Here is a 14,022-nt window from a genome sequence, read left to right on the forward strand (position 1 = left end):
CGGGGACGTGTGACTAATGCGCGTTGAGATGGAGGCGGGCAGCCCGGGTGAACCCCTGGACTGCTTCCTTCAGGTGCCTGTGCAGATCAGCTGGGGTGATCTCCTGCTCCGGGTCCACCCTGTCACTGTCGAGGGGCCCGAATCGGAAGAAAGGGGCCACTGTCACCTGGCGCCAACAGCGCTGAACAGAGGCGGCTTGACGGCTTAGCTGCTCAGCCAGCTCTGCGAGATGGTCAGGGCCTTCGAGCGCCACCACGGTTTCGGCGAGCGCCAGACCGTCGAGGTGGCGGCGCTCTGCCGCGTCGCTGATGTCCTGGTGCCATGTCGGCGAGAGGCGTTCGAGTGTGTCCAAGGTGCGTTCGATGGACCGCGGAACCTCGGCGGGAGCGAAGACGGCAGCCAGATCGGCTCTGCCAGGGCACCGGCCAGACAGGTTCCGCATCATCTGAGCCATCCGGAACAGGACGTCCCCGTCGTTGGAGACGCGGCAACCATGCAGTTGATGAACCAGGTGCACCACCTTCTCAGTTCTTCCCGCGTAGGCCCAGGCGGCGCGGATGAGTTCGGCGTACGCGTCTCGCTGGTGCTGACGGCGCACCGCGTCGATCGGGGCACGCTGTGCGCTGCGCGCCTGCGCACGTCCAGCGGTGTAAGCGGCCAATGCGGCGAGGAGAGCGCTGGGGGTGGCGACGAGCGCGGCTGCGACTGCTGGATCCATGAAGGGGATCATGCCGTGCACCCATGACCCCGAGTGGGCGTACCTGGGGATTCCTCCACCCCCAGGCGGAGGGCCCCGGCGGCCGCGACTGGCAACGCCAGGGGTCCTCGGACACCAGCTTGGAGTGCCTTCCGTATGCGCGGCCAGACAGAAGCTCGCCAGCCCAGGTCAGCCCGAGCCAGTCGAGCGCCCCAGTGGGCCAGTACTTGCTGCTCAGATGCCTGGGGAGAGTGGTGCTTTTAGGCTGAGAGGGCTCGGGGCGTACTGGAGGTGTGCCGTGCCCCGAACGATCTGGTCAGGTGCGATCAGCTTCGGCCTAGTGACCATCCCTATCCACGTTGCGTCCGCAACGGAGAACCACTCGATCCAGTTCCACCAGTACCACCTGGAAGACATGGGTCGTGTGCGGGTGCGAAAGATCTGCGACTTGGAGGATCGTGAGATCCCCCAGTCCGAGATCGGCAAAGGCTACGAGTACGCCAAGGACCAAGTGGTGGCGATCTCGGACGAGGAGTTGCGGGAGTTGCCGCTGCCCACGGCGAAGGCGATTGAGATCCAGGCCTTCGTGCCACTGGAGTCGATCGATCCGATCCGCATCGCGGAGGGCTACTACCTGGTGCCCGACGGGCAGGTCGCGGCCAAGCCGTACAAGCTACTGCGCCAGGCCCTTAACCGGTCGTCGAAGGTCGCGATCGCCAAATACGCCTGGTCGGGCCGGGAGCGCCTGGGCCTGCTGCGCCTGCGTGACGATGCGATCGTGCTGCACGCGATGCGCTGGCCTGACGAAGTCCGTGACCCGGCCGCCGTCGACCCGCCGCACGAGACGGTCTCGGAGGAGGAGATCAAGGGTGCACTCGCCCTGATGGAGTCGATGTCCCGCGACGACCTCGACGGGCCGGAGTTCGAGGACGCCTACACCGATGCCCTGGCGAAGATCATTGAGTCGAAGCGGGAAGACAAGCCGCTTCCCGACGCCCCGGAGCCCGAGCAGCCGGGCAAGGTCCTCGATCTCATGGCCGCCCTGACCGAGTCCGTCCAGCAGGCCAAGGCCTCCCGCGGCGAGGACGCCGACGTCCACGAGATGCCGAAGAAGAAGACCGCGAAGAAGCAGTCAGCCAAGAAGACGGCGGCGAAGAAAACCACGAAGAAGACGCCAGCACGCCGCTCACGCAGCGCCTGACTGCACGTGTCCGGCCGTGCAGAGGAGAAGCCGATGCAGAGGGAATGTCCGCCTGGCCAAGGCTGTTGTGGAGAGCGTGGGAGTGAAGGGGATAGTGTCCCCGGGCCTCACCTATAGCCTGCGGGGACGATCGTCCGGCTGAAGCCCTGCAGAGCCTTTCGCCGCGTAGGCGACCGCCCTTCACCCCCACAAGTACGACTGTGGCCCTGACCGGAATTCTGGTCAGAGCCATATGCCTACGCCCCCAAGCGCGTGCCCTGGGCTGTGGCACGAGACCAGCCTGCTGAAGGCAGCGCGCAAGATGCGGGTCCGGACGTGCTGGGCAGCCCCGGCCCGAACATTGGCTGCAGAGACGGCACCTGTAAGGCAACGTGCCGGGATGGATCGCCTCACGCCTTACGGCGTTGCATGAGTAAGGCGCTGGCGAACCCGGTCAGCCCCGGACGATGTTCTGCGCCTGCGGCCCCTTCTGCCCCTGGCCGATGTCGAAGGTCACGTGCTCGCCCTCGGTCAGCTCGCGGTACCCGTTGCCCGCGATCTCGGAGTAGTGCGCGAAGACGTCCGGGCCCCCGCCGTCCTGCTCGATGAAGCCGAAGCCCTTCTCGGAGTTGAACCACTTCACGGTGCCGCTGGCCATGCCGTCGATCCTTCGTTCATACCTGGGAGCAGCCGTCAAACCGGGCATGCTCCGGCCGTGCAACCGCACGAGCCTGCCCCCGTTGTACCCCCGATCACACCGCTTATCCGACCCACACCACAGACCCCTCCGCGCTGCGCCGCCGTCAGTGCGGCGGTGACGTCGGGCGGGGGACGTCGGCGGGGGAGAGGTCGGGGCGCGCGCGGTGCCAGCGTGCGGGGTGGCGCCACCGGCCGGAGGCGTCGCGGGCGACGTCGACCCCGACTTCCACCACCAGCTCGGGTTCCACCAGCGTGACGTTCAGCGTTTCCCGGCTGCCCCACCCGGCGGAGAACGACCAGCCTGTCCAGGGGTGGCGGCGCCGGCCCGGAGCGAGGAGGGCGGCGACCATGCTGCTCGCCGCCCGGGTGAGGGTGGTGGTGCGGCCGGTGTACTGCAGGCTGCCGTCATCGTCGTACCTGCCGAGCAGCAGGCTGCTGGGGGCGGCCAGGGAGCCGGTGACCGCGCCGACGATCGCCTCGGCCGTCTCGAGGACCTTATATTTCTGCCAGCCTCTGACCGACGGCTCGTACACGCCGTCCAGCCGCTTGAAGATCACACCTTCCATCCCGACCGACGACCACGTCAGCCACTCGCGCACCGTGCCCGGATCGGTGGTCGACGGGCACAGCACCCACGGGGCGGACAGGTGACGGGCGGCGAACACGGACTCGAGTGCGGCCCTGCGCCGCCGATACGGCCATCTGGTCGTGTCGGTCCCGGACAGTCGCAGCAGATCGAACGCGACGAAGTGGGCCGGCCACTCCTCCGCCGCCCGGGCCGCCCCGGCACCGCGCCGCCGAAGCCGGTTCTGCAGTTGCTCGAAGGCGAGCCGTCCTGCGGCATCCCATGCGACCAGCTCGCCGTCCAGCGCGGTGGTGTCTGGCAACTGCACGGCCCCGGCCCCGATCTCCGGAAACGCCGGAAGCATCTCGGTGCCGCGTCTGGAGCGCAGCACTACCTTGCCCGCATCGACGGAAAGCAGGGCCCGGAATCCGTCGAATTTGGGCTCTGCCGCCCACCCGGGCAGCAGAGCTGGGTCGGACACAGGGGCTGCGAGCATGGGTTCCGGCAACGTCCACGGCACAGCCCCATGCCTTCCACCTGGTCTGTTCGTCCGCAAACCGATGGCGCAGACGAACAGCACGGATGGGCGTGGGTGTGAGTGCTCACGGGGGCAGGTGTTCTGGCGGAGGTCGTCGGGGGTGCGGACTTCGGTATCGGGGCCGAAGGCGAGGAGGGCCTCGGCAGTCAGCAGCGAGCGAGCGCACGTCCGTGTCGTCCACGGAGCGCCCACGAAATGCGCGCTCCAGGTGACGCAGGTCTACCGCCGCGAGGAGGGTGGTGGCGGGTCGCCCACCGTCATGGGGACGCAGGGCCGTGACCGGCATTCCAGGCTCCCGCCGTTCCGTGCGCAGTCCATGGTGCAGCCATTGATCAGTTGCTGAGGAACCTGTTAGGACGCGCAGGTTGGCCGATAGGAAAGGGCGTGGACATAGCGCGACCAGGCTGCATGGTCGAGGCCGGATCCAGTGATCGCACAGGCGTGTGCGGCCGCGTGGTCCAGGAGGTCGGTGCCGCCGGTGAGGTCCCACAGTGCGGCACGCCCCTCGAAGCTGATGGTGGCGAGGCCCTTTCCGTCCGGGGAGAACTCGACCCCGGAGACCTGTTGGCCGGGCATCGGCAGTGGAGCGGCGAGTTGGTGCGGATTGGAGGCGTCGGTTACGTCCCAGAGGAGGAGTGTCTTCGTCAGGTTCGTGGTCGCCAGGGTGCGGCCGTCGCCGGAGAAGGCCATGCCGATCACCGCGACCGTCACGCTCAGGGCAGCCGCGTTGCCGTTCGGGTCGCTCGGACCAGCCATTGGTTGACCGACCCGTACCGGCTTGTCCGGCTGGGACACGTCCGCCAGGATGATCGTGCCGTCGGAGCGGCCGACGGCCAGTGTGCGGCCGTCCGGGGAGAATGCCGCCGCCGTGACGTCGGCGGCGTCACCGGCCGGAAGGGGTCGTGGCCGCGCTGCGGGATGGGCGGGGTCGGAGACGTTCCAGAGCGCCACCTCGGCGTCGGGGTCGTAGATGCTGCTGATCGCGAGGGTGTGACTGTCCGGGCTGAACGTCGCGACAAGGACGATGATGGCGGGCAGGTCCTTGCTCCGCAGGGCCGGGTGAGCCGGCTTGGACAGATCCCAGAGCATCGATTTGTCCTTGTTTCCGGTGATGAGCATTCGGCTGTCCGGCGAGAACAGGGCTGGGCTGCCGCTGCCTGGAAGAGCCGGTCCGCGTCGCACGGGATGGTCGGCGTCCGAGATGTCCCACACCGTGGTCGTGCCGTGGTCGTAGACGGCGAGGCTCTGCCCGTCCGGCGAGAGTGTGCTGGCCTGCCCGGGCACGCTGGTGCGCTCTTTGACCGGCCGGGCTGGATCGGACATGTCCCACAGGACAACGGAGCCGTCCTCGGCGCCACTGGCCAGTGCCCTCGCCCCTGCGCGGAATGCCAGCGATTGCGCGCCGGCGACGGTCTTGCCGCGCGGGAGGGGCTGCCCTGGGTCAGCGAGATTCCACAGCATGGCGGTGCGATCGGTGCTGCCCGTTGCCAGAGTGCGCCCGTCCGGGGAGAACGCCACCGACAGCACGAAGTCGGTGTGCCCGGTCAGCGGGGATCCCGAAGTAACGGGACGAGCCGGGTGGGTGAGGTCCCACAGCACCGTAGTGCCATCGAACCTGGCGGTGGCCGCGAGATCCCCCTTGGGGGAGAACGCCAGCGCGGCATTGTTTCCGGTCATCCGTTCCGCGAGCCGCTTGGGCGCGGCCGGGCGGCTGACATCCCACAGCACGAAGGCGTTCTGGTTCTTGGACTTGGGGTCTTTGTCGCGGGTGGCCAGGAGCTGGCGGCCGGGTGCAAACACGACCGGTGATCTCCCGGTGAGGGGGGAGCCAAGACGGTGCGGCCGGGCGGGGGCGGTGACGTCCCAGAGCACCACGGAGTTGTCACTGCCCGTGGCGAGAACGCCGTTGGAGGAGAAGGCCATGGAGTCCATCTGGCGGGTCCCAGCGCCGAACGGCGCGCTGATCGGGCGGATCCGGTCCGGATCGGAGACGTCCCACAGGGCGATGCGGTCGTGGGAGTCCGAACCGACTGCCAGGATCTTGCCGTCGGGGGAGTAGGCCAGCGAACGGGCGTCGTCGCCCTTGATCGCCTCCCACGATGTGTGAAGCGTCGGCTTGGCCGGATCGGACACGTCCCACACGGCGACCTGCGAACCATTGTCGTAGGCCGTGAGCAGAAAACGTCCATCCGGCGAGAAGACCATCAGATGGGAGTTGATGTTGTCCACGTGCACACGCGAACTCAGCCGACGCGGCGGTGCTGTGTCCGACAAGGACCACAACGTGATCACGGTAGTCGTCACGGTCGTAACGGAAGGGGTCTCGGAAGATTCATCCCTCCCGGAAGATCCATCGCTGCCCTGATTGTTGTTCGGTCCCGTCGATACGTGGGGTGACGCCGTCTCCGTCGTCCGAACCGAACTGGCCGTGGCCAGGATGCCGTTCCTCGAGAACGCCACCGCGCCGACATCGTCGCTGAATCCAGAGGCGGTTCCGGCATACCGGGTGCCGGTCAGGGTCTCGACCAGACTGGCCCGTGTCTGGGAATCGGAGTGAATACGCTCGGCGGCGATGCCGAGTTGCAGTGCGAGCCGTGGATCGCTGGCGCGTGCTGCCTCGGCCTGCGACACGAGCAGGCGGGCGGTCGCGACCTCTTGCTGTACCTGCGCCGAGCGTCGCTGGACGAATGCGAACCCGGTCAGAGCCAGGGCCGCCACCAGCAGCCCGGCCAGGACGGCGTTCAGGCGCCGGGTGCGGCGCACGGCGGCCTGTTGCCGGCGGCGGCTCGCGGCGAGGAAGGCCGCGGTGGCGCTGGGAATGCGGCGCTGCCGGGACCAGTCCAGGCCCTCGGCCAGATCGGTGCCGTGGAGCAGGTCGTCGGAGTGCTGTCGGTCCGTCCATCGGGTCCGCTGTTCTTCGGCGCGGTGCAGCCAGGTCTGGAAGCGCCTGTCCTGTTCCACCCAGTCGCGCAATTCAGCCCAGTCGCGTGCGAGCGTGTCGTGGACGAGTTCGGCGACCACTTCGGTGGGTGGCGGGCCGGGGTCGCGGGCAGCGGTGGTGACGATGCGGTGGCGGGTGAGGGATGCCAGCACCGCGTCGGTGATTTCTTCCGCGGACGGGATGTCGGGGGCCGTGCCGGAGGTGTCCGCCGCGAGCTCTCGTAGGACGTTGAGGGGCACCTGCTGGCGGGTGGCGGGGATGTGGCGGTCGGGGTCGGCAGGGCGTACGAGTGCGGTCAGTATGCGCCGGGCGGTGGCGCGGTGGCTCTCGGGCAGCTGGGTGATCGCGGCGTTGCACCAGGTGGCCAGGGATCCGGTGATCTCGCCGATCCGCTCATACGCGGTGTGGGTGAGGCGGCCGTCTACGCGGCGCTCCCACAGCCGGTCCAGGGCGAGTTCCAGGGGCGCGAGAAGGGTGACGGAGGCTCGTCGGGCGGCCGTGCCCTGCGGGTCGGCGGCCAGAACATCGGCGATGATGCGCTCCGCCAGCCCCGCCTCGAAGCTTGCCCCGGCCTCATGGGCGGGGCGAACAACGATGGCCTGCAGGTCCTGCGGGCTCAAGGTAGCCGGGATGTTGACCAGGCCAGGGGTCAGGACCTCCAGCAGCTGAGGGGACCGGGCGGCTAGCTGAGAGTAGAAGTCGTCCCGCATCACCAGCATCACGCTGACCGGCACATCGCAGTCGATCAGTTCCCTGACCTCGTCCAGCGCCGAGGCCGAGGGCCGGGTCAACGCTTCCTCGAACTGGTCGATCACCAGCACGATGCGCTCGCTGCCGCCTCCCGGACGGGCCGTGGACAGTCGCCGCACCGCGGCCACGAAACCCTCGGTCGCTGCCCCGGGTAGGCCGTGCCGCTCCAACTCCACGCCCAGGTCCTGCCCAGGGCGCGGCACCAGCACGGTTGTCCATCGGTCGCTGCCTGGCAGTCGGCCGCCGCTGAGGGCCGGCAGCACCCCCGCCTGGACCAGAGAGGACTTGCCCGACCCAGAGGGCCCGAGCAGCAACAGGGCCCGCCCGTGCCCAGCCAGAGCCGACAGGACCGCCTCCACTGCCCTATCCCGGCCGTGGAACTCTGCGGCGTGCTCGGCGGTGAAAGGCTCCAGCCCCCTGTAGGGGCTCCTATCGTGCTCGACCAACGCCGGCCACGCCTCGCGTAAAACGTTGGCGGGCGTGGCGTAGGCGATGCCTTGGCCTCGCTGGTAGCCGTCCGGTGCCGTAATGGCCGTGACCATGCCGACCGCCAGGCCGGTGACCTCGTCGACGACCGGACCGCCGCTGAAGCCTTGCGTCAAGTCGTTGGCCTCGGTCAGCTGCAACAGCCCGCCGCCACCGTTGTCCGCGCCAGGAGCCGGAAGCAGGTCACCGCCCATTCCGTAGCCGAAGTGACCACCCGGCGGAGCCTGATCCGGGAACCCGAAGGAGCGCACCCGGTGCCCGCGGCAGCCGGCCGACGACCCCAGCGGCAGTGGCGATACCCCCACCGGGGCACGGAGACGGAGCACCGCCACGTCGTTCGCATCTGGGGCCCGCCACGGCTCGACCAGCACCTGACCCTCGACGCTAGACACCCCCGCTGCATGCGGAAAGGTGAGGCTCACGTTCGATCCAGGGCCGTACCCGGCGGCCCGCACCACGTGCGCACAGGTGATCACGACGTCTGCACCGATCAGGAAGCCCGCTCCGGCCACCGCGCCGCCGGCTGACAGGATCTGCGCTACCGCTGCCTGGATCCGAAACGCGGGACCGCGGTCGTCACCGGCGACATCCCCGGTTGTCGGCATCATGGGATCTCTTCGGATCCGCATAGGGGCGGCTTCATGATGTCCCGCTCCACCTCACGGTGACCTTCAGATGGCAGCCCGCCCCCGTCCGGGTGATCACTGCGCCGGCCTCGACGGCGAGATCGACCCCGAACTCGATCTCCACCTCGTCCGGGCCTGCACGCCGCACTTGCTCCAGGGCCTCCCGGGCCAGATCGGTGACCGGGCCGAGTGCCTCCCGCACACTCGATGGCAGCTCACGGACGGCCTCGCCGATCCGCCCGGCCTTCACCGGCCCCTCGGAGAGCTCCGGCGCCTCGAAGAGGATCGAGCCCCCGCCCTCCATAGGAAGACGCGCGAAACTACGCATCAACCCCTCCTCGTTAGAACCCCGTCACATCGCAGCATCCATGACATCTGCCGCCAAAGTAGCGGACCGGATCTGTCGACGTCCCGGATTCTGACGGTTGCGAAGCAGTGGCGATACCGCGTCGTTGCTGCTCTGAGCAAGATCTGCATGAGGGCGGCCCCGCACTGATCTGCATTTGGCCGCCACGCCCTTGTTCATGGCGTGATGCTCATCCGTGGCTGTCAGAAGTTCCGTCATGCTGTGGGCAACGCCGCGCTGTTGACCAGCGGGGGGATGGGCGACCCTGGCCGAGGCGCCTCTCGATGAACCCTCCCATCGTCTTTCGTGCGATCAGAATCGATGTGGCCAGAAGAACGAGCCTGGGATGCGTACGGCAGGTGGCCTTCGGGGGGTGACGGGGCCGATGGCGTCTTCGGCGGCCTGCAAGGCCTGGTCGTGGCTGCCGCTGGCGAGGTGATGAGCAGCGCAGCTTGCGCAGTCGCCGGTCCGGGCGTGCGCATCGGGGGCGCCGTTGAGGCCCCGTACATGGGCGAAGGCGTGTTCGGGGAAGTCGGCTTGCACCGTGTGCCAAGTGCCGCGTTGCTCCTCTTCGGTGAGGCCCGCGGCCACTTCCGGGCGCATCGGCGCGTACACCTGGCCGTCGAGCTCGCGGAGCATGAAGACGCGGTCGACGTAGTCGACGCTGTCTCCTTTCGGCTGCTGGGAATCCAGCCAGGCCAGGGCGTCGCTGCGGCTTCCGGGCCCCCAGAGGTAGTCCGAGGGGAACTGCGTGGTCTCGAACCGGGCGTCGAACGCTGACCAGTACGCGTCCTCGTACCGGCTTCCGGGGCGGCAAGCGCTGCGGATCAGGAGGTAGAGGTATCCGTCGGCACCGGTGTCCTCGCGCAGGGCATCCGCCTGAGCCATGTGGACACTTCCCTCGTCGTTCCAGGCCATGACGACGATGTCGCGTTCCACCGGGGCGGGATACAGGCGCCCGCCAGGCGTCGGGTGCCCCCACAACTGGTTGATGAACTCCGTCAGGTCGCGCAGCGTCCGCGCCGCCTCCACAGGCGTCGTGCCGTGGTATCCCGTCGGGTGCGCGACAGCGTTACGCAGATTCGACATCGCATGCTCGATGCCACGCGTACGCTGGCCACGCAGCAGACCGGCCGCCCGCGCCCAGGCCCGCAGCCAGCCCAGCATCCCGTTGAAGTCGATCAGCGTGCTGCCGACCTTCAACTGCCACCGCGGCGACGGCTGCCGCTGCGCGCTCCGCCGTCTCCTCCTGCCCACCTTCTTCACCGCGACGAGCACGTCATCGTAGGCGCGCACCTCCTCGGTAACCGCAGGCTCGCAGCCGTTGGCGTCTTCGAAGGTGACCGTACCGGCACACCACTGGACGAACCGCTCTCGCAGCGCTTGCTCCATCACCAGCAGGGCGCGGTCGTCGACCACCGTGAAGATGTCGTACTCGAGCAGACCGTAAGCGAAGACGCGCTGAAGCCGATCGAACTCCCGGCGCGTTCCCTCCGCCACGTCCGAAGCAAGATCGCAGTCCGCGACCAGCCGCTGTAAGAACTCGGCCGACCGCTCGGCAGGCATCGGGCCGCCCAGCCCGAGCGGGGTGAAGATGAGCGCGGTGCTGTCCGGCGTCTGCAGCTCTTCCAGCGAAAGGATCTCTGCCACGGGATACGACCTCCTAGGTGGGCAACCTGGCAGAATGCACGACGATTTCGCCCCGTGCCAGTGCTTTTGCCGCACTTGGTGAGCGTGCGAATCCCAACCCCGCCGCCTGCCCCGCGGCGCCCGGCAAGCCCGATCGCTCCGGGGATTGTCAGGCGGCCCGCTCGACGTCCTCTTGGTCGAGGGCGGGCACATCCTCCTTACCCGCGGGGACGGCGCCATCAGCGTTCTTGAGGGCCTGCCGGGTGGCGACCAGGTCGGCGCCCGTGACTCCGTGCTGCTTGCAGCGGCTCCAGTGGTCGTGTCCCTGCACGGCCGCGGCCGCCTTGCGGAGGGCTTTCCACAGCCCGTCATACGTCTCGGCGGCGGACGCCTCCCATCCGTCCGTCTCGGGGCGCCCTGGGCGATACCACCGCTCCGGCTCTGCCAGCCATCCGGCGTGTGCGTCCCGGGACCACGGAAGCTTCGCCTGGTGGGCGTTCAGCGCCGCGTACAGCTCAGCGAGCTTGAGCTGCGCGGCAATCAGGTCCTTCGGGAAGGCCTTCGGATCGAACGGCTGGTCCTCAGCGGCTGGGGCGGGAGTACTCATGGCCTGGATGCTAGTTCGAATCACCGACAACACGGCGCACCCAAGGTCTCTGTGACGCACTCGTCCAACGGGTCACGGTGATCCGCGGTCGCTTGGACGTCCGTCCGGTGATGCGGTTCCGCGAGTGTCCGCGCTGTGTCAGTGGCGGGCTGTACCGTACTGAGCACGGGCCGCGCACCGGCCCAAGCTGGCCCCTTGCCCATGACTGGGAGCCCTGGGGCGAAGGTACGCGGGATCAACGGGTCCGGGCGCATCAGTGCGAATACATCGCTGTTTGGCGCAGTACCGATCACCGCAGTCATCTCTCATGCGCGTGTTCGGGTCATGGGTCCGTGCACGCCAGTCGAGGACTGTGATGGTCAGGAACCAGCGCAAGAAGAGCCGGGACAAGGCACGCGCCGCGAACACCGGGGCCTCCCGGGCGTCCGCCGCGACGGGGAACGTCCACCGGCACGATCCCGTCCCGGACATGCCGATGCTTCAGGACCTGCCGCAGGCGGCGGGAGGCACGCTCAACTTGGACTTCGCCGGGCGCCTGGTGGCCGCAGCCCGCGCCGGGTGCGAGCCGTGCCAGACCTCGCTCTTGCGGAAAATCGTGGAGCAGCACCGGCCGACCCTCGCGGCGCTCGCCGGCGCCGTCTACGGGCTGGCACTGAACGCCGGTGCTCAGCACTCGTCCAAGGTGTTGGCCGCGACCAGGTCGTGGTCTCCGCTCGCCCGGGCGGCCGCCGAATCCGGCGACGGCGCGGCGGCGTTCGCGGCGGTGGCGGAGATGGACGAGATGCAGGCGGCCGAGCTCTTGGACGACGCGCTCAACCACTGGGCTGCGGGCGGAGTCACTCCGTCGCAGGTCGCCGACGTCCTCAAGGCCATGGGATCGTCCGGGTCCGCGCACGTCCACCCCCAGCCCGACACGGGGTTGCTGGAGGGGATGCTGCCGTACGTGCCGGGCTGGGAGATCGACTACGAGGTGGCCACCACGGTGGTCAGCGCGGTGTGGGCCGGGTGCGAGTCGTGCCATAGCAGGCTCGCCCCCGCGGTCGTCGCCAACCGGCCCACCCTGGCCGGGCTCGCCGGCGCGGTCTTCCTGACTCCGTCGCACACGCCCCTCCGGGAGACACCCGCCGCCGGTCCGGCCGCCCGGGAGTGGATCGAGCAGGCGCACGGCAAGGCGTTCACCAGCGAAGCCGAGGCCCTCCTGCGTGCCGTCGGCGAGCTGAGCGAGGAAGCCGCCGCAGACCTGTTGGGTGAGGCGCTCGGCGTCTGGGCCAGCTCCGGGGCGGCGACGGCCGGTGTCGGGCTCGGCAGCCTCCCGGAGGCACCGCCGCGCCAGCGGCCTGCCGACCCGATGAACGCTTTCCGTGAGGCCGGGATCGAGGTCGTCACGCTCGACGACCTCGACCTGCCCGACGACGTTGACCCCTACCACCTGGCCCCGAACTACGGCGTCACGCTGATGCAGACGAACACGCCCGACGGGCGGCCGATGCCGATGCCGATGCTCGTGCTGTACCCGGAGACCGAGGACGCCGGGATCGAGGACCTGGAGCGGCGTACCGACTGGCAGCACTGGGGTCTGCATGTGATGCCGGACGCGGACCCGCGCTGGCGGGTGCGCGCCCGGATCGCTGACCGCTCCTTGCAGGGCCTGGTGCACGTCGGGCCGGACCGCGAGGACGACATCGAGCTGTGGCGAGCCGCCGAGACCGTCAGCCTGCCGCCAGCAGCCTGGGACCTGATCGACCGCGCCCAACACATGGTGATCGCCGGGCCGGTCAAGAAGCCCGAGGACCCGGGAGCTCTTCGGGCCGCGGCAGACGCGGGCGGGCTCCTGGCCGTCGTCGCCCGCGTCTCCTTCCTATGACGGGGGCCTCCATGAACGACTACGAGGTAACCCTCTCCACGATCGGGCGGATGGCCGGGGTGGGCCGCGCCTGCGTCGCCACCTGGCGCAGGAAGCACGCCGACTTCCCGGAGCCGGTCGGCGGAACCGAGACCAGCCCCACCTTCCGGTACGCGGCCGCCGAGGACTGGCTGCGCGCCCACGACAAGCTCGCCGGCCAGCCGCTTCGTTGGCGGCACGACGGTGCAACTGCTCTCCCCCGTCTGCGTCCCGGCCACCGACTGGAGCAGGGAGTTCGAGGAGCTCGGCGGGTTCATCCCCGTCGACGCCGCGGTGCCGTGGCCCACCGCCGACATCGAGCGGGCCGATGTCCCCGGGTACGAGCCGTTCGGCGTCCGGCAGGCGGGCGTTACCATCAGCCATGCGGCCTCGCCCAGCCTGCGCTATCTCAAGCTCACCTGGACTGAACGGCGGCGCTTCTCCATCAGCACGGCCTCGACGACAGACGACCCCACACCACCGAGGAGACGGACCGATGACGTACGAATCCCTCCGGGTGGCTCCGCGCAGCATCTGGACCTGACGAGGCCGTGGGCTACCTCTCCCAGGACTCGGTTCATCTCCTGTGGCGACGTCACATCCCCCAGACCCCGAACGACTGTCGGCCCGTCACCGTCGAAGATCTGGGGGGCCTTTTCCGCCCTGGTGGAGGCGGGCCTCGCTGAAACGGGCTGGCAATCTCTACAGAAGGCTCGCTCAGTATGTTTCACGAGACATGCTGAGCGCGAAGCACGGCTGCAGTTCGATCGCGCCGACGAAGTCCTCGCCACACACAACGCAGAAAACGCCCGGGGCCGCGCATCCATCGGATGCGCGCCCCCGGGCGTCGGGGTGTCCGTGCTCGACTAGCCCTGCCAGCAGGCGGCTACTTCTCTGCCGGGGGACCGTTCGGCCTCCGCGATGAACTCGGCCGAGCCAAGATCAACCTTCACGCCGAATCGAATATGTGGCCGATCCAGTTCACTGACATGCCGCAACCGGGCACTGCAAGCCTCATCTTTCGGTTAGCAAAAGTGGGCGAGCCAGTCAGATGCTAGCCTAAATTGGCGCCAGAA

At 68.8% G+C, this 14,022-nt stretch carries 9 protein-coding genes and 1 pseudogene; 3 read left to right on the plus strand and 7 right to left on the minus strand.

Annotation, left to right across the window (positions count from 1 at the left end):
• Positions 1-13: 13 nt before the first annotated feature.
• Positions 14-718 carry a hypothetical protein gene (locus tag CRP56_RS46390; protein ID WP_143665043.1) on the minus strand — a complete coding sequence of 235 codons (705 nt, stop codon included), beginning with the start codon at positions 716-718 and terminating at the stop codon, positions 14-16.
• A gap of 277 nt (positions 719-995) precedes the next feature.
• Here CRP56_RS46390 and ku point away from each other — a divergent pair, with 277 nt between their 5' ends.
• Positions 996-1,898, plus strand: a complete 903-nt coding sequence (gene ku / locus CRP56_RS46395) for a non-homologous end joining protein Ku (protein ID WP_097276309.1) — start codon at positions 996-998, stop codon at positions 1,896-1,898.
• A 433-nt stretch (positions 1,899-2,331) separates the two neighbouring features.
• On the opposite strand, the gene CRP56_RS46400 is transcribed toward ku, so the two are convergent.
• The 6 genes from CRP56_RS46400 to CRP56_RS46425 all read right to left on the minus strand — a co-directional run bounded on the left by CRP56_RS46400 (position 2,332) and on the right by CRP56_RS46425 (position 11,064).
• The gene (locus CRP56_RS46400) at positions 2,332-2,535 is read right to left on the minus strand and encodes a cold-shock protein (protein WP_097276311.1); all 204 of its coding nucleotides are present in this window, start codon (positions 2,533-2,535) and stop codon (positions 2,332-2,334) included.
• 145 nt (positions 2,536-2,680) lie between these two features.
• Complete coding sequence (locus CRP56_RS46405; protein ID WP_306459490.1) at positions 2,681-3,637, minus strand: ATP-dependent DNA ligase; 957 nt, start codon at positions 3,635-3,637, stop codon at positions 2,681-2,683.
• A 393-nt stretch (positions 3,638-4,030) separates the two neighbouring features.
• Entirely contained in the window at positions 4,031-8,464 is a 4,434-nt protein-coding gene (locus CRP56_RS46410; protein ID WP_179851432.1) for an nSTAND1 domain-containing NTPase, read from the minus strand.
• A gap of 31 nt (positions 8,465-8,495) precedes the next feature.
• The gene (locus tag CRP56_RS46415; RefSeq protein ID WP_097276317.1) at positions 8,496-8,810 is read right to left on the minus strand and encodes a CU044_2847 family protein; all 315 of its coding nucleotides are present in this window, start codon (positions 8,808-8,810) and stop codon (positions 8,496-8,498) included.
• Between the two features lie 330 nt (positions 8,811-9,140).
• Positions 9,141-10,478: a hypothetical protein gene (locus CRP56_RS46420; protein WP_097276319.1), complete on the minus strand. Its 1,338-nt coding sequence runs from the start codon at positions 10,476-10,478 to the stop codon at positions 9,141-9,143.
• A gap of 148 nt (positions 10,479-10,626) precedes the next feature.
• Positions 10,627-11,064: a hypothetical protein gene (locus tag CRP56_RS46425; protein WP_097276326.1), complete on the minus strand. Its 438-nt coding sequence runs from the start codon at positions 11,062-11,064 to the stop codon at positions 10,627-10,629.
• Positions 11,065-11,419: 355 nt separating this feature from the next.
• Between CRP56_RS46425 and CRP56_RS46430 the strand changes: the two genes are divergently transcribed.
• Both CRP56_RS46430 and CRP56_RS49500 read left to right on the plus strand, forming a co-directional pair.
• Positions 11,420-12,928: a hypothetical protein gene (locus CRP56_RS46430; protein WP_097276322.1), complete on the plus strand. Its 1,509-nt coding sequence runs from the start codon at positions 11,420-11,422 to the stop codon at positions 12,926-12,928.
• Positions 12,925-13,143 (plus strand): annotated as a pseudogene (locus tag CRP56_RS49500) (hypothetical protein); the annotation flags it as partial. The gene CRP56_RS46430 and the pseudogene CRP56_RS49500, both read left to right, overlap by 4 nt.
• Between the last annotated feature and the right edge of the window lie 879 nt (positions 13,144-14,022).

This window comes from Streptomyces sp. TLI_55 (genome assembly GCF_900206255.1).
Classification (GTDB): Bacteria; Actinomycetota; Actinomycetes; order Streptomycetales; family Streptomycetaceae; genus Streptomyces; species Streptomyces aquilus.

What these genes read in the sequence shown, in the direction of transcription:
- CRP56_RS46390 (WP_143665043.1), bottom strand. Translation starts at nt 718, where the DNA reads ATGGATCCAGCAGTCGCAGCCGCGCTCGTCGCCACCCCCAGCGCTCTC.
- CRP56_RS46400 (WP_097276311.1), bottom strand. Translation starts at nt 2,535, where the DNA reads ATGGCCAGCGGCACCGTGAAGTGGTTCAACTCCGAGAAGGGCTTCGGC.
- CRP56_RS46405 (WP_306459490.1), bottom strand. Translation starts at nt 3,637, where the DNA reads ATGCTCGCAGCCCCTGTGTCCGACCCAGCTCTGCTGCCCGGGTGGGCG.
- CRP56_RS46410 (WP_179851432.1), bottom strand. Translation starts at nt 8,464, where the DNA reads ATGATGCCGACAACCGGGGATGTCGCCGGTGACGACCGCGGTCCCGCG.
- CRP56_RS46415 (WP_097276317.1), bottom strand. Translation starts at nt 8,810, where the DNA reads ATGCGTAGTTTCGCGCGTCTTCCTATGGAGGGCGGGGGCTCGATCCTC.
- CRP56_RS46425 (WP_097276326.1), bottom strand. Translation starts at nt 11,064, where the DNA reads ATGAGTACTCCCGCCCCAGCCGCTGAGGACCAGCCGTTCGATCCGAAG.
- CRP56_RS46430 (WP_097276322.1), top strand. Translation starts at nt 11,420, where the DNA reads ATGGTCAGGAACCAGCGCAAGAAGAGCCGGGACAAGGCACGCGCCGCG.